General features: G+C 66.8%; 16 protein-coding genes and 1 tRNA gene. 8 read left to right on the top strand and 9 right to left on the bottom strand.

Annotated features, from left to right (window positions below):
• Window positions 1–101: 101 nt before the first annotated feature.
• A complete protein-coding gene (locus tag HNO88_RS15875) occupies window positions 102–2129 on the top strand; it encodes a S9 family peptidase (RefSeq protein WP_184247874.1) in 2028 nt (675 codons plus the stop codon).
• A 277-nt stretch (window positions 2130–2406) separates the two neighbouring features.
• On the opposite strand, the gene bfr is transcribed toward HNO88_RS15875, so the two are convergent.
• The 4 genes from bfr to HNO88_RS15855 all read right to left on the bottom strand — a co-directional run bounded on the left by bfr (window position 2407) and on the right by HNO88_RS15855 (window position 5674).
• On the bottom strand, window positions 2407–2907 hold the full coding sequence (gene bfr / locus HNO88_RS15870) for a bacterioferritin (RefSeq protein ID WP_184247685.1): 501 nt from the start codon (window positions 2905–2907) through the stop codon (window positions 2407–2409).
• Window positions 2908–2986: 79 nt separating this feature from the next.
• The gene (locus HNO88_RS15865; RefSeq protein WP_184247682.1) at window positions 2987–3226 is read right to left on the bottom strand and encodes a (2Fe-2S)-binding protein; all 240 of its coding nucleotides are present in this window, start codon (window positions 3224–3226) and stop codon (window positions 2987–2989) included.
• 54 nt (window positions 3227–3280) lie between these two features.
• A complete protein-coding gene (locus tag HNO88_RS15860; protein WP_184247679.1) occupies window positions 3281–4492 on the bottom strand; it encodes a DUF418 domain-containing protein in 1212 nt (403 codons plus the stop codon).
• Window positions 4493–4513: 21 nt separating this feature from the next.
• Window positions 4514–5674: an SPOR domain-containing protein gene (locus tag HNO88_RS15855; protein WP_246381881.1), complete on the bottom strand. Its 1161-nt coding sequence runs from the start codon at window positions 5672–5674 to the stop codon at window positions 4514–4516.
• Window positions 5675–5874: 200 nt separating this feature from the next.
• Here HNO88_RS15855 and HNO88_RS15850 point away from each other — a divergent pair, with 200 nt between their 5' ends.
• On the top strand, window positions 5875–7302 hold the full coding sequence (locus tag HNO88_RS15850) for a tetratricopeptide repeat protein (RefSeq protein WP_184247676.1): 1428 nt from the start codon (window positions 5875–5877) through the stop codon (window positions 7300–7302).
• 97 nt (window positions 7303–7399) lie between these two features.
• Here the strand turns inward: HNO88_RS15850 and HNO88_RS15845 are convergent, their stop codons facing one another.
• Both HNO88_RS15845 and HNO88_RS15840 read right to left on the bottom strand, forming a co-directional pair.
• Window positions 7400–8635, bottom strand: a complete 1236-nt coding sequence (locus HNO88_RS15845) for a dihydroorotase (RefSeq protein ID WP_184247674.1) — start codon at window positions 8633–8635, stop codon at window positions 7400–7402.
• Window positions 8632–9627, bottom strand: coding sequence for an aspartate carbamoyltransferase catalytic subunit (locus HNO88_RS15840; protein ID WP_184247671.1), 996 nt, complete (start codon window positions 9625–9627; stop codon window positions 8632–8634). The genes HNO88_RS15845 and HNO88_RS15840 overlap by 4 nt, the downstream gene beginning before the upstream one ends.
• Before the next feature lie 309 nt (window positions 9628–9936).
• Between HNO88_RS15840 and sppA the strand changes: the two genes are divergently transcribed.
• Window positions 9937–11823 carry a signal peptide peptidase SppA gene (gene sppA, locus HNO88_RS15835; RefSeq protein WP_184247666.1) on the top strand — a complete coding sequence of 629 codons (1887 nt, stop codon included), beginning with the start codon at window positions 9937–9939 and terminating at the stop codon, window positions 11821–11823.
• A 206-nt stretch (window positions 11824–12029) separates the two neighbouring features.
• On the opposite strand, the gene HNO88_RS15830 is transcribed toward sppA, so the two are convergent.
• On the bottom strand, window positions 12030–12221 hold the full coding sequence (locus tag HNO88_RS15830; protein ID WP_184247910.1) for a hypothetical protein: 192 nt from the start codon (window positions 12219–12221) through the stop codon (window positions 12030–12032).
• Between the two features lie 137 nt (window positions 12222–12358).
• On the opposite strand from HNO88_RS15830, the gene HNO88_RS15825 reads away from it, so the two are divergent.
• The 5 genes from HNO88_RS15825 to clpX all read left to right on the top strand — a co-directional run bounded on the left by HNO88_RS15825 (window position 12359) and on the right by clpX (window position 17261).
• A tRNA-Leu gene (locus HNO88_RS15825) sits at window positions 12359–12443 on the top strand.
• A 55-nt stretch (window positions 12444–12498) separates the two neighbouring features.
• Window positions 12499–14142 (top strand): trigger factor, encoded by a 1644-nt coding sequence (gene tig, locus HNO88_RS15820; RefSeq protein WP_184247869.1) that lies wholly within the window; start codon window positions 12499–12501, stop codon window positions 14140–14142.
• Window positions 14143–14315: 173 nt separating this feature from the next.
• Window positions 14316–15071, top strand: coding sequence for an EAL domain-containing protein (locus HNO88_RS15815; protein ID WP_184247866.1), 756 nt, complete (start codon window positions 14316–14318; stop codon window positions 15069–15071).
• A gap of 128 nt (window positions 15072–15199) precedes the next feature.
• Window positions 15200–15871 carry an ATP-dependent Clp endopeptidase proteolytic subunit ClpP gene (clpP, locus tag HNO88_RS15810; protein ID WP_184247663.1) on the top strand — a complete coding sequence of 224 codons (672 nt, stop codon included), beginning with the start codon at window positions 15200–15202 and terminating at the stop codon, window positions 15869–15871.
• 127 nt (window positions 15872–15998) lie between these two features.
• Window positions 15999–17261 carry an ATP-dependent Clp protease ATP-binding subunit ClpX gene (gene clpX, locus HNO88_RS15805; protein WP_159864901.1) on the top strand — a complete coding sequence of 421 codons (1263 nt, stop codon included), beginning with the start codon at window positions 15999–16001 and terminating at the stop codon, window positions 17259–17261.
• A 271-nt stretch (window positions 17262–17532) separates the two neighbouring features.
• Here the strand turns inward: clpX and HNO88_RS15800 are convergent, their stop codons facing one another.
• Window positions 17533–18129, bottom strand: a complete 597-nt coding sequence (locus HNO88_RS15800; protein ID WP_184247660.1) for a nuclear transport factor 2 family protein — start codon at window positions 18127–18129, stop codon at window positions 17533–17535.
• Window positions 18130–18438: 309 nt separating this feature from the next.
• Complete coding sequence (locus HNO88_RS15795) at window positions 18439–19401, bottom strand: cation diffusion facilitator family transporter (protein ID WP_184247657.1); 963 nt, start codon at window positions 19399–19401, stop codon at window positions 18439–18441.
• Window positions 19402–19576 lie beyond the last annotated feature (175 nt).

The raw sequence follows: 19576 nt of genomic DNA, 5'->3' as shown, positions 1-19576 counted from the left end.
ATTTCGTCGCAAGGGCGTTGCACTCTGCCGCCGAAGCCCTCGTTCGGAGACCCGATTTGCGCCGTTCCCAAGCACTCCTGTTGGCGGCGAGCGCCATTATCATGGTCCCACTCGCCACCGCGCAGGCGCAGGAGACTGCCTCCGCCACGCAGCAGGCCGCGACGCCGGCGGGGACGAACCGCAGCTTCAGCGGCTCGGACCTGTTCGGGCTCGTGGGCGCGACAGATCCGCAGATCAGCCCGGATGGCTCGCGCGTCGCCTACGTGCGCATGACGGCAGACGTGATGACCGACAAGGAAGTGCCGACGATCTGGCTGGTCGATCTCGCAAGCGGCCGGCAGACGCCGCTGGTCGCCGGCAAGGGCTCGCACCGGTCGCCGCGCTGGTCGCCCGATGGCAGGCGACTGGCCTACGTGTCGTCGGACGGCGAGGGTGCGGCGCAGCTCTATGTCATGTGGGTCGACACCGATCGCAGCGTGAAGGTGACCGGCCTGCCGGACAGCCCCGGCAGCCTTGCCTGGTCACCCGATGGCCGGAGCATCGCCTACACCATGCGGGTGCCGGGAGAGGGGCTGAAGCTGGGAGAAGCGCCGGAGAAGCCCGAAGGCGCCAAGTGGGCCGACGAGCTGGAGGTGATCGACCGCGTCGCCTATCGCGCGGATGGTGGTGGCTACGCCAAGCCCGGCTTCGATCATGTCTTCGTGGTCCCGGCCGAAGGCGGCGCGCCGCGCCAGGTGACCTTCGGCGACTACGACGATGCCGGCCCGCTCTCGTGGAGCCCTGATGGCGCCAGGATCGTGTTCTCGGGCAACCGACGTCCCGAGTGGCAGCGCGAGGCGAACAACTCGGAGGTCTATGCAGTCGATGTGGCGAGCGGCGCGGTGACCGCGCTGACATCGCGCCAGGGTCCGGATGGCGAGGCGATGGTCTCGCCCGATGGCAAGCACGTGGCCTACCTCGGCTTCGACGACGTCAATCGCAGCTACGAGAACACCGAGCTCTACGTCATGAATGCGGACGGCACCGGCGTGCGGCCGCTGACGGCCGGACTTGACCGCTCGATCGAGACGGTGCGCTGGGTCGGCAACTCGCAGCTTTACGTCTCGTACGACGATCACGGCAAGAAGCGCGTCGCGCGTGTAGGGCTCGATGGCTCGGTGCGCCTGGTGGCGGACGGGCTGACCGGCGGATCGCACTACGACAGGCCCTATACCGGCGGCGAGTTCAGCGTCTCGAACGGCGGCAAGGTCGCCTATACCGCGGGTGGCACGGACGCGCCCGCCGATGTGTACGTCGAAGGGCGAAGACTGACGAACCTCAACGCCAACTGGAAATCGGCCAAGGCCTTGGCGCCGGTACGCAAGCTGCCGGTGACGGCACCTGATGGCCGCGCGATCGATGCGTGGCTTGTCACACCGCCTGGATTGCAGCCCGGCCAGCGCGTGCCGCTGATCCTGGAGATCCATGGTGGCCCGAACTCGGCATACGGCCCGGCATTCTCGACCGACAACCAGCTCTATGCCGCGCATGGCTATGCCGTGCTCTACACCAACCCGCGCGGCAGCACGTCCTATGGCGAGGAGTTCGCCAACCTGATCGACCGGGCCTATCCGGGTACGGATTACGACGACCTCATGGCCGCGGTCGATGCCGCGATCGCCGATGGTGTCGCCGATCCGAACAACCTGTTCGTGACCGGCGGCTCGGGCGGCGGCGTGCTCACCGCCTGGATCGTGGGCAAGACCGACCGCTTCAAGGCGGCCGCTTCGCAGAAGCCGGTGATCAACTGGATCAGCGAGGCGCTGACCATGGATGCGACGACCTTCACCTCGCGCTACTGGTTCGACAAGAAGCCCTGGGAGGATCCCATGAGCTACTGGAGCCGCTCGCCGCTCAGCCTGGTGGGCAACGTCAAGACGCCGACGCTGGTGGTCGTGGGCTCGGAGGATTACCGCACTCCGGTGAGCGAGTCCGAGCAGTACTACGCCGCGTTGCAGATCAAGGGCGTGCCGACGGCGCTGGTGAAGGTGCCGGGCGCCAGCCACGGCGGACTGACGGCACGGCCCTCGCAATCGGCGGCCAAAGCCGCGGCGATCCTGGCGTGGTTCGACAGGTACCGGGTGAAATAGACGCCAGCAGGTGACGTCGCGTCGTCCCGGGCTTGACCCGGGACCGGTCTCGGCAGTGATGAGGCGCGAGCGCGGGGCGCTTGGTTCGACCCACTCGTCGCCCCCGCGAAGGCGAGGGCCCCGCTTGTTCTACTATGCTGGCGCTAGATCAAAGGAGCGGGACCCCGCCTTCGCGGGGGCGACGATGAATTGGCGTTACCGATAGTTCGCGAGATGTTGCAACCGGTCCCGGGTCGAGCCCGGGACGACGCTGTTCTTTCAAACGTCCTGCGAGCGCTCAGGCGCCCGTGTCGGTGCTGCCTTCGCCGGCCGAGGGGCTGTTGAGCTGGATGTAGTTCTGGATGCCCATCAGCTTGATGAGGTCGAACTGCTTTTCCAGGAAGTCGACATGCTCTTCCTCGCTCTCGAGGATACGCTCGAAGATCTCGCGGCTGATGTAGTCGCGCACCGCCTCGCAGTGGGCGATCGCTTCCTTGAGCAGCGGGAGCGCGTCGTGCTCCAGCGCGAGGTCGGCCTTGAGCACTTCCTCCACGTTCTCGCCGACGCGCAGCTTGCCAAGGGCCTGGAAGTTCGGGAGTCCGTCAAGAAACAGGATGCGCTCTGCCAGAACGTCGGCGTGCTTCATCTCGTCGATGGACTCGTGCCGCTCGTAGTCGGCCAGCTTCTTGACGCCCCAATGCTCCAGCATGCGGTAGTGCAGCCAGTACTGGTTGATGGCGGTCAGCTCGTTGAGGAGCGCCTTGTTCAGGAAGTCGATGACCTGGGGATCGCCCTTCATGGCGTATATACTCCTTCGCTCCGTGAAGCGGGTCCTTAGCTTCACGGAGTGGCCGTAGCAACGTGAGAGTGATTCGCGCTTAGGTGGCGATGCTCTGGAAGCGGCCCTCCTTGGCGAGCGTGGCAGTCATGGATGCTGGCACCGGAAGCAGCGCGGACATCCTCTCTTCATCGATGATGTCTGCTGCCTCTTCCAGGCACTGGCCGCACTGGGGCGGGCGGCCGATCGCGGTGTAGAGGCTTTCCGCATCGCCGCGGCAGGTGCGCGCCGCCTGCCGCAGTTCGCAGTCCCGTATCGCGTTGCAGATGCAGACGTACATGCGTGTTCCTCTCGAATCGCAATATACTCACGTGCGAATGGATCGCAATAGCAGTTAAGCGCGGTTGGAGAGCAACTTGCCTTCCGTGAGGCACCGCCACAGCCATTCGAGCGGTCCGCGCCGCCAGTGCCGCAGCCATGGCGCGCTCCAGCCCAGCATGAGCGCCCAGCCGAACAGCACGAAGAGCCATTGTGAGAGGGCATCGACTTGCCCGAACAGGCCCAGGCCCCAGCCGTAGAAGATCCCGGTCATGACCAGGCTGGTTCCGAGGTAATTGGAAAAGGCCATTCGTCCCGCCGCCGCGAGCCGCTGGCCGATCCGGGTGCGGCCCAGCCATGGCGTCGCCAGCACCAGCAGGGTGAGATAGCCGATCGCCGTGACCAGGTGCGGCAGGGCCAGGCCATAGCGCAGCGAAGTGTCCATCGCGATCAGCGGGAAATGCCGTTCCCACAGCCAGCCAAGCGACAGCAGGGTAGCGCTCAACCCGGCCAGCGTCGCGCCGCTCCCCAGCAGTGCCATTGTGCGCAGCGGCCAGGCTCCGGCGAAAAAGCCGCTGCGCTGCAGGAGCAGGCCGAACGTCATCAGCGGGACGTACTCGCCGAAGCCGTCGCGCACGGACCCTAGCGGCCAAAGCGGATGGTCCTGCATCCTGGTCGCCAGGATGTGCAGGTAGCCGCCGGTGTACTGCTCCATCTCGCGCTGGAAGGCAGCTGTGAGATAGTCGCCGTAGCGGGCGACGGCCGCCGTCTGCTCGGGATTGGCGGTGCCCAGGCGTACGGCTTCTTCGGCGTCGACCATCGGCAGGTTGGCGAGCAGGCCCGGCAGGTGCATGACCACGAACAGCGCGGCGGCGCCGGCGCCCAGCATCCGTGGCGGCAGCCGGTGGAGCAGCAGCACGATCAGGCCACAGGCGGCATAGGCGAACAGGATGTCGCCCCACCACAGCAGATAGTAGTGCAAGGCCCCGAACAGCAGCAGCCACCCCAGCCGCCGCGCCTGAAGGAGGTCGCCGTCGCGACCTTGCGCCTCAACGCGATTGATGAAGAGCGCCAGGCCTGCCCCGAACAGGATGGCGAAGAGCGCGCGCATCTTGCCCTCGAACAGCACGAAGCCGAACGCGTAGGCCGCTTCGTTCCCGATGCCGCCGGGCGTGGGCAGGTTGGGGCTCAGCGTGCCGATCGATGGCCCGGCGAACCCGGCGATGTTGATCGCCAGGATGCCGAGGACCGCGACGCCGCGGATGAGATCGAGCGAGGCGACGCGCATGGGTCGCCCAGCCTAGACCGTTCAGTCGCGCGTGGCGAGGCAGGTGAAGCCGGCGCTCTTCAGACGGGCGCAGGCGGCTGCGGCGTCGGCCTGGCTGGTGAACCCGCCGGCCTGCAGCTTGGTGACCCTGCCGGCGGGCACCAGCAGCTTGCCATGGCCCGCAAGCTCGGGGCGGCCGCGAACGCGGACCCACAGCGCTTCGGCATTGCCCGCCACACCGAATGCGCCGAGCTGCACGCGCCACGCACCCGATGCGTTTGGCGCCGGGGACGGCATCGCAGGGCCAACGGGCCGAGCGGTGGCGGGGGCGCGAGTTGGGGCAGGGGCGCGATTTGGGGCCGGGACAGGCGTGCGGGCAGGAGCGGGCGGTGCGGCCGCAGCCACGCGGGGCTTGGTGATCGTGTAGTCGGCTCCGGCGCTGGCCGGGCTGGACCGGCCGGCGACTCGCTCCGCCTCGGCGACCGCGCGCTCGACAGTGGCCACCGAGGGAGCGCGGCTGCTCGCAGGTACAGCCGGCGTCTCGTCGACCGCAGTCCGGCCGGGTGCGGTTCCCAGGTCGACCGCGGCAAGCTGGCGGGCGCGGGTGGCTTCGGTTTCGGCGGCGATCTGCGAAGCGACGGCGACCGATTTCTGGCGATCGGCCATGGAGACATGCTGATCCATCTGCGCCAGCGCGCCGCTCGCCTGCGGCAGGCCCTGCTGCTGTGCGAGCGTCAGGTAGGCATAGGCGCGCACCCAGTCCTTGGGCATGCCGTCGCCATTGAACAACGCGAGGCCCAGGATGTACTGCGCGCGCGCATCCCCGCGAGAGGCGGCGGAGCGGATGTAAGGCATCGCCTGCGCTCGCTCGCCGCGCTGGAACAGCAGCAGGCCATAGTTGTCGCTCGCCTGGAGGTGGCCCTTGGCGGCGGCGGCGCCGAACAGCTGCTCGGCCCGGCCAAGGTCCTTGGGCACGCCGCGCCCAAGCCGGTAGGCCTGGGCCAGATTGAACTGCGCGTCCGCATCGCCGGCAGCGGCAGGCGCCTGCCACTCGCGCACGGCGCCGGGGAAGTCGCCGCGGCTCCAGGCGTCTACGCCGGCCTTGACGTCGGCATGCGCCACGCCGGTAATTCCGGCCAGCAGGCCCGCTGCGACCAGCGTGCCAAGGCGAGCCTTGCTCGACCCTCGAACTGCTACGACCAAGATATTATCCTTTCGCACCGCGTGCCCCGCCAATCGTACGAACCGCACGTCTGCCTCGCGTGGCCTAGGTTAAGTGCCATAGTGAAGAAGTGCTTAGCAAAGCCTTTATGCGCAGATACCCGTAGATGCCTGCGCGGACGCCAAAGCGCTTAACCGTAAATTAGGAACGATCTGCGATTGCCCCCTCTCAGGGAATTTGCTTGCGACATGGCGTCGCGAGCGAAGACGAAGTCGATCAGGGGGATCCGTTCGCGATGCAGGCCCACACGCTCATGGCTCGACAGCTGGCCAGACTGAACAATCTGGTGCTGAGCCGTACCGGCATGCACTCGGCCCTGGCGGCGGCGCTTGCGGTCGGCTGTGTAGCCGCACCCGGTTTCGCGCTTGCTGGACCGATGGGCAACATTGTCGCGGGTGGCCAGGGTCAGGTCAATCCCAAGGCCGAAAAGCAGGTCGTCGCCGCCGAGCGCGCAGTCGCGAAGCAGCCGCAAAGCGCGGAGAACCGCGCGCGCCTTGCGCAGAGCTACCTTTCGGCCGGCCGATTCGTGTCCGCCAGCACCGCGTTCGAGGATGCGATCGCGCTGGGCGACAAGGCGCCGACAACCGCGCTCGGGATGGCGCTCTCCTACATCGGTTCGAACCGCAACGCCGAGGCGGTCACGCTGCTGGGGCAGTGGCGTGAGGCAATGCCGGTCGGCGACTATGCGCTGGCGCTGGCGCTCGCCGGACAGCCTGCGCAGGCCGTCGCGATCCTGAGCGCTGCGATCAAGCAGGGCGACAATACTCCCAAGCATCGCCAGAACCTGGCATATGCCTTCGCGCTCGACGGCCACTTGCCCGAGGCGCGGGTGATCGCCTCGCAGGACGTGCCGGTCGATCAGATCGACGCACGCATCAGCGAGTGGGCCCTGCAGGCGAGCGTGGGCTCGCAGCAGTCCCGCGTGGCCGCGCTGATCGGCGCGCCCCTCCGCAGCGATCCGGGCGTGCCGTCTCAGCTGGCGCTGAACCCGTCACCGGCCACGCCCGCACTCGCCGTCAGCGAGTCGCCAGCGCCCACAGCGTCGGAACTGCCGCCTGTCGGGGCCGATGCTCCGGCGCTCGCGATGGTGGAGCCTCAGGCTGAGCTCCCGGCCGCCGCAGAGCCCGAACTGCCGACGGCGCTGGCGGCAGCCTCGCCTGCTGTGCGTGCGTTCGTTTCCAGCCCGGTGGTGCAGGACGTCGCTTCACCAGTGCCGGCCCCGCAGCGCATGGCGCGCGCCAAGCTTGTAACGCCGGTTGCGGCGCCCAAGCCGAAGGCCGGTGCGCCGCGTCGCGCCGCCGCGCCGGTGGTGCAAGGGAGCCATGTCGTGCAACTCGGCTCGTTCACCACGGAAGCGGGCGCGCATCGCGCCTGGGGCATCTTCGTGCGCCAGGATCCCAGCCTCAAGGACCGCGAGCTGCGGATCACCCAGGCGACGGTAAACGGCCGCCGCTACTGGCGTGTCGCGGCCGCGGGCTACGATATGGCTTCGGCGCGCTCGAAGTGTTCGTCGGTGCGCGGCAGCGGCAAGGATTGCCTCGCCTATGCCCACAAGCGCGAGCTTCCCGGCGCCTTGGGCGCTGTTGCCCAGCGCCTCGCGCGCCGCTAGGTCTTCTCGATCTTCACCCCCATGTGAAGCCAACTACGCCCCCGCCCCAGTGGCGGGGGCTTTTTTGTCAGGGGTGCAGCTGCGAGCAAGGCGGCGATCAGCCGACCTTCGCGCCGCCCTTGAACAGCGCCGAGACGCGCCCTTGCACGGGCTGGCGATCGAACGGCGTGTTGCCCGCGCTGGCGGCCATCTTTTCCGAATCGACGATCCATGGACGATCTGGGTCGATCACCGCGATGTCGGCCTCGGCTCCGGCCTCGAGCTTGCCGGCGCCGACACCCAGCAGGCTGGCTGGGTTGGCGCAGAGAAGTTCGAACGCGTGCGCCATGCCGATCACGCCATCGCGCACCAGCGTCAGGGTGAGCGGCAGCAGCGTCTCGGCGCCGGCCATGCCGGGCGACGAATCGGCGAAGGGCAGGCGCTTGTCCTCGGGGCCGCGCGGGTCGTGGCCCGAGGCGACGACATCGATGGTACCATCGGCCAACGCGGCGAGCACGGCCTTGCGATCGCTCTCCCAGCGGAGCGGCGGGGACAGGTGCGCGAACGTGCGGAACTGCGCGGTGGCGAGGTCCGAAAGCATGAAATAGGCCGGCGTCACACCGGCGGTCACGCGCATCCCGCGCGCCTTGGCGGCCCGAACCAGGTCGAGGCCGGCGGCCGTGGTGACGGTGCGGAAGTGGATGGCGCAGCCGGCCATCTCCGCGATGGCCAGGTCGCGGGCGATCGCCAGGGCTTCGGCCTGCGCGGGCGCGGCGGGCAGGCCCAGACGCGTGGCCATCTCGCCCGAGGTCGCGACCGCGCTGCCGACCAGGCCAGCGTCCTCCGCATGCGTGCACACCGTCATGTCGAGCATGGCGGCGTACTGGCACAGGCGCAGCATCGTGCCCGAGTCGCCGATCCACTGCCGGCCCGTGGCGATGCCGCGCGCGCCGGCGTCACGCATCAGCGCGATCTCGGCCAGCTTTTCGCCTTCCAGGCCCTTTGTGGCCGCGGCGAGGGGGTGCACCCAGAAGTCCGGCTTGCCCGAGGATGCGGCGAACCGCACGCTGGAAGGACGATCGAGCGGCGGGCTCTGGTCGGGCATCAGCGCCGCGCGCGTGATGCCGCCGAAGTGGAACGCCGGCTTGTCTATCGCGAAGACGCCATAGTCGACGAGGCCCGGGGCGATCAGCTGTCCCTTGGCGTCGTGCACGCGGTCGCCGGATTGCGACGCGACCCGAGCGCCCACTTCGACGATGCGATCGCCCTCGCAGCGCACCGCGCCGGGGGTGATGCTGCCGTCGGGCAGGACGAGGCGGCCGTTGGTGATCGTCAGCGGTGCGGCGGCGCTCATCGTGCGTCGTCCATAGCCCAGCCCTCGACACCGCGCACGCGGCGGGTCAGCACGTCGAGGCAGGCCATGCGCATGGCGACACCCATCTCGACTTGGGTGGTGATCTGCGAGCGCTCGACATGGTCGGCGACGTTGCTGTCGATCTCGATACCGCGGTTCATCGGGCCTGGGTGCATGACCAGAGCGTCGGGCTGCGCGGTCGCCAGGCGATCGAGCGTCAAACCGTAAAGATGGCGGTACTCGCGCGGGGAGGGGATGAACTGGCCTTGCATGCGCTCTAGCTGGAGGCGCAGCATCATCACCACGTCCGCGCCTTTCAGCGCCGCGCCGAAGTCATGGAATACCGCGACGTTCATCTGCTCGATCTCGGCGGGCATCAGCGCGGGCGGCGCGCACACGCGTACTTCGGCGCCAAGCGAGGTGAGGCACAGGATGTTGGACCGCGCGACGCGGCTGTGCAGGATGTCGCCGCAGATGGTGACGACCAGGCCGTTGAAGTTGCGCTTGGCATGGCGGATCGTCAGCGCATCGAGCAGGGCCTGCGTCGGGTGCTCGTGCTGCCCGTCGCCCGCATTGAGCACCGGGCAATCGACCTTGTCGGCGATCAGCTGCACCGCGCCCGAGCTGGCATGCCGTATGACGATGGCATCGGCGTGCATGGCATTGAGCGTCATCGCCGTATCGATCAGCGTCTCGCCCTTCTTCACGCTGGAGGTGGCGACGGCCATGTTGACGACATCGGCGCCCAGGCGCTTGCCGGCGATCTCGAAGCTGAGCAGCGTGCGCGTCGAGTTCTCGAAGAAGGCGTTGATGATGGTGAGACCCGCGAGCAGGTCGCGCGTCTTCTTGGCCTGACGGTTCAGCTCGACCCACTGCTCGGCCTCGTCGAGCATGTAGTGGATCTCGTGCGGCGCCAGTCCGGCGATGCCGACGAGCCCGCGGTGCGGGAAGGCCGCGGAGCCTGCCGGGTAGATGTAGGTCGGCGCTGTCATCGAAGACGAGGCCTTAGGGACGGCGAGAGGCGGGCTCAAGAGGGTGCAGGCTGCTGTCCCCAAGATCGTCCCTGCAAGGGGAGGATCTTGGCCTGTCTGTCTTCCCCGGCAGGGGGAGGCCATGCGAAGCATGGTGGAGGGGAATGTCGGCTTGACGAGAGCTTTCCCAGCCAGCTGTGAGGACGCGGCTCCCCACCACCACATCGCTCCGCGAGCGATCCCCTCCTCGTGCCGGGAAGGGCAGGTCCTTCTGCCGCCTTTCCCATGCGGGCGTTCCTCGTCTAAGGCGCGCTGGAAAGGCAGGTTTGAATGACGTTTGCGCGCAAGGTCTGGAAGTTGCTCGTCGGGATCAAGGACGCGCTGGTCCTGATGTTCCTGCTGCTGTTCTTCGGTCTGCTCTACGCTGTCCTCTCCATGCGGCCGACGCCCGGGAAGGTGAGCGAGGGAGCGCTGGTGATCCAGCTGGACGGCGCCGTGGTGGAGGAAACCGCCGATGTCACCACCTCCGACCTGATCCTGGCGCAGACCACCAATGCCGAACTGCCGACCGACGTGCGCGCCCGCGACATCCAGCGTGCCCTGCGCGCGGCGGCACGCGACGAGAAGATCAAGCTGGTCGCCATGGACTTGTCGCGTTTCACCGGCGGCGGCTTCGTCCACTTGCGCGACATCGGCGCGGCGATGGACGCGGTGCGCGCCGCGGGCAAGCCTGTGCTGACTTATGCCGATACCTATGCGGATGACGGCACCCAGCTCGCCGCGCATGCGAGCGAGGCCTGGGTCAACCCGATGGGCGGCGCGATGGCGGTGGGGCCGGGCGGCAACAATCTCTACTTCGGCACGCTGCTGCAGAAGCTGAAAGTCAATGCCCACGTCTTCCGTGTCGGCACCTACAAGACCTTCGTCGAGCCCTATACGCGCGACGGACCGTCACCGGCGGCGATCGAATCCTACTCCGACCTCTATGGCGGCCTGTGGAGCAGCTGGCAGGCGGACGTGAAGAAGGCGCGGCCCAAGGCGAACCTCGCGCTTGTCACCGGCGACCCAATTGGCTGGCTGCGGCGGTCGGGCGGCAACTTCGCCAAGGCGTCGCAAGCGGCCGGGCTGGTCGACAAGCTGGGCACCCCAAGCGACTTCGCGGCGCGCGTGGCGCAGCTTTCCGGAGGCAAGGTCGCGGAGACGTCCTCGGGCGCACTCGTCGGCACGCAGCTGGCGACCTACCTCGCGGCCCATCCGGAGAAGACCGGTGGCGCGGCGATCGGTGTGGTGACCATCGCCGGCAACATCGTCGACGGCGATGCGGGGCCCGGCACGGCAGGAGGCGATCGTATCGCCAGGGCGCTCGACGATGCGCTCGATGACGACATCAAGGCGCTGGTCGTCCGCATCGATTCGCCAGGCGGCTCGGTGCTGGCCTCGGAGCGGATCCGTCGTTCGATCGAGCGTTACAAGCAGAAGGGCGTGCCGATCGTCGCCTCGATGGGCAACCTGGCCGCAAGCGGCGGTTACTGGGTGTCGACGCCGGCGCAGTACGTCTTCGCCGAGCCGGGCACGATCACCGGCTCGATCGGCGTGTTCGGCATCCTGCCGACGTTCGAGCGGGCGCTGGCGGACATCGGCGTGAACTCGGGTGGAGTGAAGACCACGCCGCTCTCGGGGCAGCCCGACCTGATGGGTGGCCTCTCGCCTGAATTGGAGCAGATGGTGCAGATGGGCATCGAGGATGCCTACGCGAAGTTCCTCGGCCTGGTCGGCAAGGCGCGCGGCAAGACCCCGCAGCAGGTCGATGCCATTGCGCAAGGTCGCGTCTGGACCGGCACGCGCGCGCGGCAGAACGGATTGGTCGACGCCTTCGGGGACTTCGATGCTGCGCTCGCCTATGCGGCCAAGGCGGCCAAGCTGGGCAACAATGCGTGGCACGTTCAGTACATCGGCCGCAAGGAAGACCCGCTCAACGCGCTGCTGCTGCAGATGTACCAGCGCCGCGATGCCGGTGGTGACATCGCCGCCATGGCCGCGCGTCGCCAGCGCGAGCAGCTGGGCGCGGCGCTGGGCCAGGCGGAGGCGATGCTCTCCGGTCAGGGGATGCAGGCGATGTGCCTGGAATGCCCGGGCGTGCCGTCGGTAGCGCGCAAGCCGCAGGGTTCAGTGGTAAGCGGGCTGCTGCTCCGGCTGGCGGCGCTGGGCGGGAAGTAGGCTGGTTCGATTAGCTTTATTCAGATCGAACCACATCGCCTGACCTCACCACCCCGTCGCTCCCGCGCAGGCGGGGGGCCCGCTTGTCTTGCCTAAAGCGCAACGTCGCCGAAGGAAAAAGCGGGGTCCCCGCCTGCGCGGGGACGACGGTTGGGTTGTGAACGATCGATATCGGCCGTGCCGGCTTCAGGTTACATCGACAGCCCTCAGGCCTCCATCGGTGGCGGCATCTCGATCGGACCCTGATCCGGGGTGTCGACATTGGGCGCTTCGCCGGGAAACTCGTCCGGGCCGTCCGGCGTGCCGGGCTGGCTCGGCTCGTTCGGCACGGGAGTTTCGTCGGGCGCCACGTCGGGGCGGTCGATGTCGGGGGAGGGGGCGCCGGGGTCGGTGGCCATGAGCATGTCCTTTGCGTTTGCTTGCCCTATCAACGCCTCGCGCGCGGCCAAGTTGCGGCGCCTCGCTGCGACCCTTGCCCAAAGCGGCCGCGCGCTATAAGGGCACGTCCCTTGAGTTTCAGACCACGGGTTTCTTTGCGGGCGTGGCGGAATTGGTAGACGCGCTGGTTTTAGGTACCAGTATCGAAAGATGTGGGGGTTCGAGTCCCTTCGCCCGCACCAGTTTCCGCCGCTGCGAGGATGCCCAGTGCCACGCGTACAGGAAGGCATCGGACCAATGCAGATCGTCGAGACCACCAACGAGGGGCTGAAGCGCGCCTACACGGTGACCATCCCCGCCACCGAGATCTCCGCCCGCATCGAGGGCGAAGTGAAGCGCATGGCGCCGCAGATGAAGATGCCCGGCTTCCGCCCCGGCAAGGTCCCGGCCAACCTCGTCAAGAAGATGCATGGCCCGGCGCTGCACCAGGAAGCTCTGCAGACTTCGATCAAGGAAGCGATGGACAAGCTCGTCGCCGACAACGCGCTGCGTCCTGCGATGCAGCCCGACGTCTCGCTCGGCGAAGGCTACGAAGAGGGCAAGGACGCCGAGCTGTCGGTCAGCCTCGAAGTCCTTCCCAAGATCGAGGCGCCCGCGATTGACGGCCTCAAGCTCGAGAAGCTCACCGTGCCGGTCAGCGAAGAGTCGGTGGACGAGCAGGTCCAGCGCTTCGCCGAGCAGCAGAAGAGCTACGAAACCGTCGAGGATCGCGCCGCCGCGGATGGCGACCAGGTGCTGTGCGACTTCGTCGGCAAGCTGAACGGCGAGGAGTTCGAGGGCGGCAAGGCCGAGGGCCAGGCCATCGTCATCGGCTCGGGCCGCCTGATCCCGGGCTTCGAGGAGCAGCTGATCGGCGCCAAGGCCGGGGAAGAGCGCACCATCACCGTGACCTTCCCCGAGGATTACGGCGCCGAGAACCTGGCGGGCCAGGAAGCGACTTTCGACATCACCGTGCACGAAGTGAAGGTGCCCGGCGAGACCAAGATCGACGACGATTTCGCCAAGCAGCTGGGCCTGGACAGCCTCGACCAGCTCAAGGGCCTGTTGCGCGGCCAGCTCGAGCAGGAAACCGCCGGCCTCACCCGCACCCAGATGAAGCGCCAGCTGCTCGACCAGCTTGCCGCCGGTCATGACTTCGACGTGCCGCCGACCATGGTCGAGGCCGAGTTCGAGCAGATCTGGCAGCAGCTGCAGAACGAAGCCGCGAACGAGGAAGACCCCGAAGCCGCGCGCGCCGAGATCGAGGCCGAAAAGGACGACTACCGCAAGATCGCCGAGCGCCGCGTGCGTCTGGGCCTGCTCCTCTCGGAGATCGGCCAGGCGAACGGCGTCGAGGTGTCGGCGCAGGAAATGCAGATGCTGCTGCAGCAGGCCGCGCAGCAGTACCGCCCCGAGGATCGTGAGCGCTTCGTTGACTACGTGCGCCAGGATCCGATGGCCGCCGCCCAGCTGCGTGCTCCGCTTTACGAGGACAAGGTCGTCGATTTCTTGATCGAGAAGGCCGAGGTCACCGAGCGTGAAGTCACCCGCGACGAGCTGCAGGCCGCGATCGAGGCCGATGCCGACGAGGTGAAGACCGACGCCAAGCCGAAGAAGGCCGCCGCCAAGAAGGCGAAGAAGGCCGAAGCCGGTGAAGAGGCCGCCACGGACACCGAGGCGGGCGAAGCCGTGATCGATGCCGAGCCCAAGAAGGCACCTGCCAAGAAGGCCAAGGCAGCGGAGCCGGCGACCGACGATGGCGCGGAAGCCGAAGGCAAGCCTGCGAAGAAGGCGGCGGCGAAGAAGAAGCCCGAAGCTGACGAGGGCGACGTCGCGGCCGAAGGCGAGGCCAAGCCGAAGAAGGCCCCGGCCAAAAAGGCTGCCGCGAAAACCGAAGACTGATTGGCTTGCCGGCGCGGTTCTGCCGTGCCGGTGACCTGCAACGAAAGGCGCCGCGGAGAACCCGACGGCGCCTTTCTTGCGTCCAGGCGACATAGTTTGCGAAGGGGTTCAATCTAAGTTGCGGCATCTTCATGTTTTTTTAGCGATACGGCGGTTAACCATCGCGCATGAAGATGGAGCGTATCTGCAGCGGCTGCCGTGACGGCACCGGGTTCGACGTGGCTTTCGAGATGGCCTACCAGCCAATCGTCGATACGCTCACCGGCACGGTTTTCGCCTATGAGGCGTTGGTGCGCGGCGCCGACGGATCGGGCGCGGCGTCCGTGCTGGACAAGGTCGACGACCTCAATCGCTACGCTTTCGACCAGGCCTGCCGGGTCAAGGCGATAGAGACCGCGATGGCTGCGGGGCTGATGAGCAGCGACGCGAGGCTGTCGATCAACTTCCTGCCCAACGCCGTCTACTCGCCGATGGCCTGCATCCAGTTGACGCTCAAGACCGCCCGTGAGGTCGGTATGCCGATCGACCGGCTGATCTTCGAGTTCACCGAGAACGAGCAGATGGGCTCGCCCGAACATGTCTCCTCGATCATCGATACCTACAAGCAGATCGGGTTCAACGTGGCGATCGACGATTTCGGCGCCGGCCATTCGGGCCTGGATATGTTCGCCCGGTTCTATCCGGACGAGATCAAGCTCGACATGGAACTGGTGCGCGGCATCGACACAGATCGTCGGCGGCGCGCCATTGTCTCGGCCATGGTCGGCCTCTGCGCCGAGCTCGACACGCTCCTCATCGCCGAAGGCGTCGAGACGCCGGCCGAAGCGCATGCGCTGCATGAACTGGGCGTCCGCTATCACCAGGGCTACTGGTATGCTCGCCCGACGCTGGGGCACCTCGAAGCGCCACGCGCCGGCTGGCGGCACTAGCCTCATCCCTGCACGAACCGGAACAATCCCCAGCCACATGCCACCCGCCCTGCCGATACCTCGGTTAATCCCCTTGAACTCGAGCGGTCAGCACGCGACATAGCGGTTCCAGATTGAAGAGGACCTCCATGATCGACTTGTTCGGCGCAAGCGGCGCCCAGGGTAAGTTCACGCAAGACCCGGTGACGGGCGCGCTGGTGCCGATGGTGGTCGAGCAGACCAGCCGCGGCGAGCGCAGCTTCGACATCTACTCGCGTCTGCTGCGCGAGCGCATCGTCTTCATCACCGGCGCGGTCGAGGACCACATGGCCTCGCTGATCGTCGCGCAGCTGCTGTTCCTGGAGAGCGAGAACCCCTCCAAGGATATTTCGATGTACATCAACTCGCCCGGCGGCGTGGTGACGGCCGGCATGGCGATCCACGACACCATGCAGTACATCCGCCCGCGCGTCTCGACCGTGTGCATCGGCCAGGCTGCCTCGATGGGCAGCTTCCTGCTCGCCGCCGGTGAGCCGGGCATGCGCATTGCCTTGCCGAACGCGCGCATCATGGTCCACCAGCCTTCGGGCGGGGCACAGGGCATGGCGTCGGACATCGAGATCCAGGCGCGCGAGATCCTGCGGATGCGCCGCCGCCTGAACGATCTCTACGTCAAGTACACCGGCAAGTCGCTGGACGAGATCGAGAAAGCCATGGATCGCGACACCTTCCTCGAGGCCGACGAAGCATTGGCCTTCGGCCTTGTGGACAAGGTGTTCGAAAGCCGCCCGGATGCCGAAAAGGCCGAAGAGACAAAGTGATAGAACCTCGGGTGGCCGCAAGGCCACCCTTCACCTCGCCGCAAGGATCGCGCGCTAGGATTGATCAACAGGCCACCTGCAGAGTAAGGGTGGCGAGTCGCCCCGCGCCGGGGCAGCAAGAACGAGAATGACCAAATTGAGCGGATCTGACGCCAAGAGCACTTTGTACTGCAGTTTCTGCGGTAAATCGCAGCACGAAGTGCGCAAGCTGATCGCCGGGCCCACGGTCTTCATCTGCGACGAATGTGTCGAGCTTTGCAACGACATCATCCGCGAAGAGACCAAGGCCGGGATCGCTGGCAAGAAGGACGGCGGCGTGCCGTCCCCGCGCGAGATCTGCGAGACGCTCAACGATTACGTGATCGGCCAGGACCGCGCCAAGCGCGTACTCTCTGTGGCGGTGCACAACCACTACAAGCGGCTGAAGCACTCGGGCAAGTCGGGCGATGTCGAGCTCTCGAAGTCGAACATCCTGCTGGTCGGTCCTACCGGTTCGGGCAAGACGCTGCTGGCGCAGACGTTGGCCAAGACCTTCGACGTGCCGTTCACCATGGCCGATGCGACCACGCTGACAGAAGCCGGCTACGTCGGCGAGGACGTGGAGAACATCATCCTCAAGCTGCTGCAGGCGAGCGACTACAACGTCGAGAAGGCGCAGCATGGCATCGTCTACATCGACGAGATCGACAAGATCAGCCGCAAGGCCGAGAACCCTTCGATCACGCGCGACGTGTCGGGTGAGGGCGTGCAGCAGGCGCTGCTCAAGCTGATGGAAGGCACCACCGCCTCGGTGCCGCCGCAGGGCGGCCGCAAGCATCCGCAGCAGGAGTTCCTGCAGGTGGACACGACCAACATCCTTTTCATCTGCGGCGGCGCCTTCGCCGGTCTGGACAAGATCATCGCCGATCGCCTGCAGAAGCGCTCGATCGGTTTCGGCAACCATGTCGCCGATCCCGACAAGCGCCGCATCGGCGAATTGCTCCAGATGGCCGAGCCCGAGGATCTGCTCAAGTTCGGCCTGATCCCCGAATTCGTCGGCCGTCTGCCCGTCATCGCAACGCTGGAAGACCTCGACATCGTCGCGCTGGTGAAGATCCTGCGCGAGCCCAAGAACGCGCTGATCAAGCAGTACGCCAAGCTGTTCGACCTGGAGGACGTGGAACTCACGTTCACCGACGACGCGCTCGAGGCGATCGCGCAGAAGGCGATCGAGCGCAAGACCGGCGCGCGCGGCCTGCGCTCGATTGTCGAGCGCATCTTGCTCGACACGATGTTCGACCTGCCGACCGAGAACCACATCGCCGAAGTCGTCGTCGACAAGGACGTGGTGGAAGGCCGCAAGGAACCCATCCGCGTGCACAAGGGCGACAAGGCCGAGGAAGCAGCCTGAGGCCGACGTTCCTCCTGTCCATGCCTTGCGTGGTGCAGCAGAAGGGCTAGGCTGGAGCGCGGTCAGGACGACCAGCGGCAGTCTTGGAGCTTGCTAGCGCCGGGGTATCAGCCGGCGGATCGCGGACCGGTCCGAACGTCTAGATTTTGCCCTGCCGGTGAAGGCGGAAGTCCACTTGCAGGTGGTTCCCGCTAAGCGACCTCAGGAGATGGATCCCCGCCTGAGCGGGGATGACGAAGTGCCTAGGGAATTCACTTAGCTTCGTCAGGCTTCAGTCACCATCGCTGGCAGGCGGCGGCCCTCCGGGAGGCGGTGTCATGCCGTCGCCGCCTGGCCCACGGCCACCGCGGCGCATGCCACGTAGCGGCATCGGATCGCCCTGCTTCATCTGGCGGACAACTTGCCCGTCGCGCGTGATCGTCATCGTCTGGGCTTCGCTGCTCTTCAGCAGCCAACCCTTGGGGCTCTGCACCCAGGCGTCCCGCGAAGCGACGACGAAGCTCATCGTGTGCTCCTTGCCGTCAGGTCCTTCGCGCGTGCCGCTCCGCTCGCGGTGCTTGAGCACCTCTGCGGTGTCGCCATGCAACTCGACCGAGTCGATGGTGACCTTCTCGCGCCGCTCCGGATCGACGGGGATCATCGACAGGCGATCGAGCATCCCTTCCAGGTCCTGCTTGCGTCCGCCGATATCGGTGACGCTGTAGTCGGGCGTCACCAACGGCTGCACCTGCTCCGGCTCGCGCGTTTCCATGGCTTTTTCCAGCTGGTCGTATCGTGCCTGGAAGTCGCTTTTGGAATCGGCCCACGCCGGTCCGGCAAGGGCCCCGGCAGCCAGCGCGAGCGGCAGCAGGGCTGTACGCAGATGCATTGTTCTCATGGCACACGACCCCAAGTTCGACCTTGTCGAGGCGTAGCATCCCACGGGTGCCCCGCAATCGCGATATTGTATCCGAGTGTCGCCGCCTTGCTTGTCATACGATCCACGCGATGACAGACATCGCGCGGTGTCGCCGGCTCTACAAGGATGCGCTCGGCGGTTTGGTGTTCGCGGAGAACTATCTTCCCGCGGAGGACCGCGATGCCACGCTGCGCTACGTCACCGACCACATGGTAGAGCTCATGGCGTCGCGAGGCCTTCTTCGACGCACGCCTCGAGTTCGTGGGCTGAACGGCCCGGTCAGATCACTCCCTCGCTCTGAAGCGCGCAGTCGCCGTGGCCGAGCTCGATCTGCAAGGTGGGATGGCCGATGCCGAAGCGAAGATCGAGATCGTGCGCGACCTTGTGGAGGAAGGTGTCGCCCGGCTGCCCCTCCGGCATCACCAGGTGCGCCGTCAGCGCAGCCTCGGTCGTGCTCATCGGCCATACATGCAGGTCGTGCACGCGGGTCACTCCGGGCAGTCCTTCGAGGAAACCGCGGACCTCGCGAAGGTCGATGCTGGCAGGGACGCCGAGCAGGCCTAGGTGCAGCGAGTCGCGCATCAGGCCCCAGCTCGACCAGCCGATCACGGCAGTGACCAGCAAGGACGCGAGGGGATCGATCCAGGCCAGGCCGGTCGCGAGGATCAGCACTCCGGCGATGACCACGCCCGCCGAGACCGCGGCATCCGCCATCAGGTGGACGAAGGCGGCGCGCAAGTTGAGGTCCGACTTGCTGCCCTTGGCGAACAGCAGAGCCGAGGCGCCGTTGACCAGGATGCCCGCCGCCGCGACCACGATCATCGTCATGCCCCCGATCGGCGCCGGCTCGGCCAGGCGGCGGATCGTCTCCACCAGGATACCGCCCACCGCCACCCACAGCAGTGCGGCATTGGCGATGGCGGCGAGGATGGAGGAGCTCTTCAGCCCATAGGTGAACCGGTCCGACGGCGCCCGTCGCGCCAGCGTGCTCGCGACCCACGCAAGTACGAGCGAGAGCACGTCCGACAGGTTATGCCCCGCGTCCGCGACCAGCGCGATGGATCCGCTGAGAATGCCAGCGGCGCTCTCCGCGAGCACGAAGGCCAAGTTGAGGCCGATCGCGAGCGCGAAAGCCGAGCCGCCTCCGGGTGCCGGCGCGGTGGCATGGTGGTGGTGGCCATGCGAGTGGCCAGAGCCATGCTCAGGACCTGTCCGATGGTTGTGCGAGTGCGAGAGGCTCATCGTGAAGTGCATTCGCACCGAGCCCCGCGAGCCCGCAAGTATTAAGATTGGATGACGCTCGGAAGGCATGTGTGTGTCACGAGTCGCCGACGATTGGTGTGACATCTTTGCAGCAGGTGCGCTTGGTGATCAGTGATTTAAGATGTTGATCTATCGAAATAAAACACTCGATCCC

This window comes from Novosphingobium chloroacetimidivorans, from assembly GCF_014204535.1.
GTDB lineage: Bacteria > Pseudomonadota > Alphaproteobacteria > Sphingomonadales > Sphingomonadaceae > Novosphingobium > Novosphingobium chloroacetimidivorans.
This window is presented reverse-complemented; position numbering and strand designations above follow the sequence as displayed.

What these genes read in the sequence shown, in the direction of transcription:
- HNO88_RS15875 (WP_184247874.1), top strand. Translation starts at nt 102, where the DNA reads ATGGTCCCACTCGCCACCGCGCAGGCGCAGGAGACTGCCTCCGCCACG.
- bfr (WP_184247685.1), bottom strand. Translation starts at nt 2,907, where the DNA reads ATGAAGGGCGATCCCCAGGTCATCGACTTCCTGAACAAGGCGCTCCTC.
- HNO88_RS15865 (WP_184247682.1), bottom strand. Translation starts at nt 3,226, where the DNA reads ATGTACGTCTGCATCTGCAACGCGATACGGGACTGCGAACTGCGGCAG.
- HNO88_RS15860 (WP_184247679.1), bottom strand. Translation starts at nt 4,492, where the DNA reads ATGCGCGTCGCCTCGCTCGATCTCATCCGCGGCGTCGCGGTCCTCGGC.
- HNO88_RS15845 (WP_184247674.1), bottom strand. Translation starts at nt 8,635, where the DNA reads ATGAGCGCCGCCGCACCGCTGACGATCACCAACGGCCGCCTCGTCCTG.
- HNO88_RS15840 (WP_184247671.1), bottom strand. Translation starts at nt 9,627, where the DNA reads ATGACAGCGCCGACCTACATCTACCCGGCAGGCTCCGCGGCCTTCCCG.
- sppA (WP_184247666.1), top strand. Translation starts at nt 9,937, where the DNA reads ATGACGTTTGCGCGCAAGGTCTGGAAGTTGCTCGTCGGGATCAAGGAC.
- HNO88_RS15830 (WP_184247910.1), bottom strand. Translation starts at nt 12,221, where the DNA reads ATGGCCACCGACCCCGGCGCCCCCTCCCCCGACATCGACCGCCCCGAC.
- tig (WP_184247869.1), top strand. Translation starts at nt 12,499, where the DNA reads ATGCAGATCGTCGAGACCACCAACGAGGGGCTGAAGCGCGCCTACACG.
- HNO88_RS15815 (WP_184247866.1), top strand. Translation starts at nt 14,316, where the DNA reads ATGGAGCGTATCTGCAGCGGCTGCCGTGACGGCACCGGGTTCGACGTG.
- clpP (WP_184247663.1), top strand. Translation starts at nt 15,200, where the DNA reads ATGATCGACTTGTTCGGCGCAAGCGGCGCCCAGGGTAAGTTCACGCAA.
- clpX (WP_159864901.1), top strand. Translation starts at nt 15,999, where the DNA reads ATGACCAAATTGAGCGGATCTGACGCCAAGAGCACTTTGTACTGCAGT.
- HNO88_RS15800 (WP_184247660.1), bottom strand. Translation starts at nt 18,129, where the DNA reads ATGCATCTGCGTACAGCCCTGCTGCCGCTCGCGCTGGCTGCCGGGGCC.
- HNO88_RS15795 (WP_184247657.1), bottom strand. Translation starts at nt 19,401, where the DNA reads ATGAGCCTCTCGCACTCGCACAACCATCGGACAGGTCCTGAGCATGGC.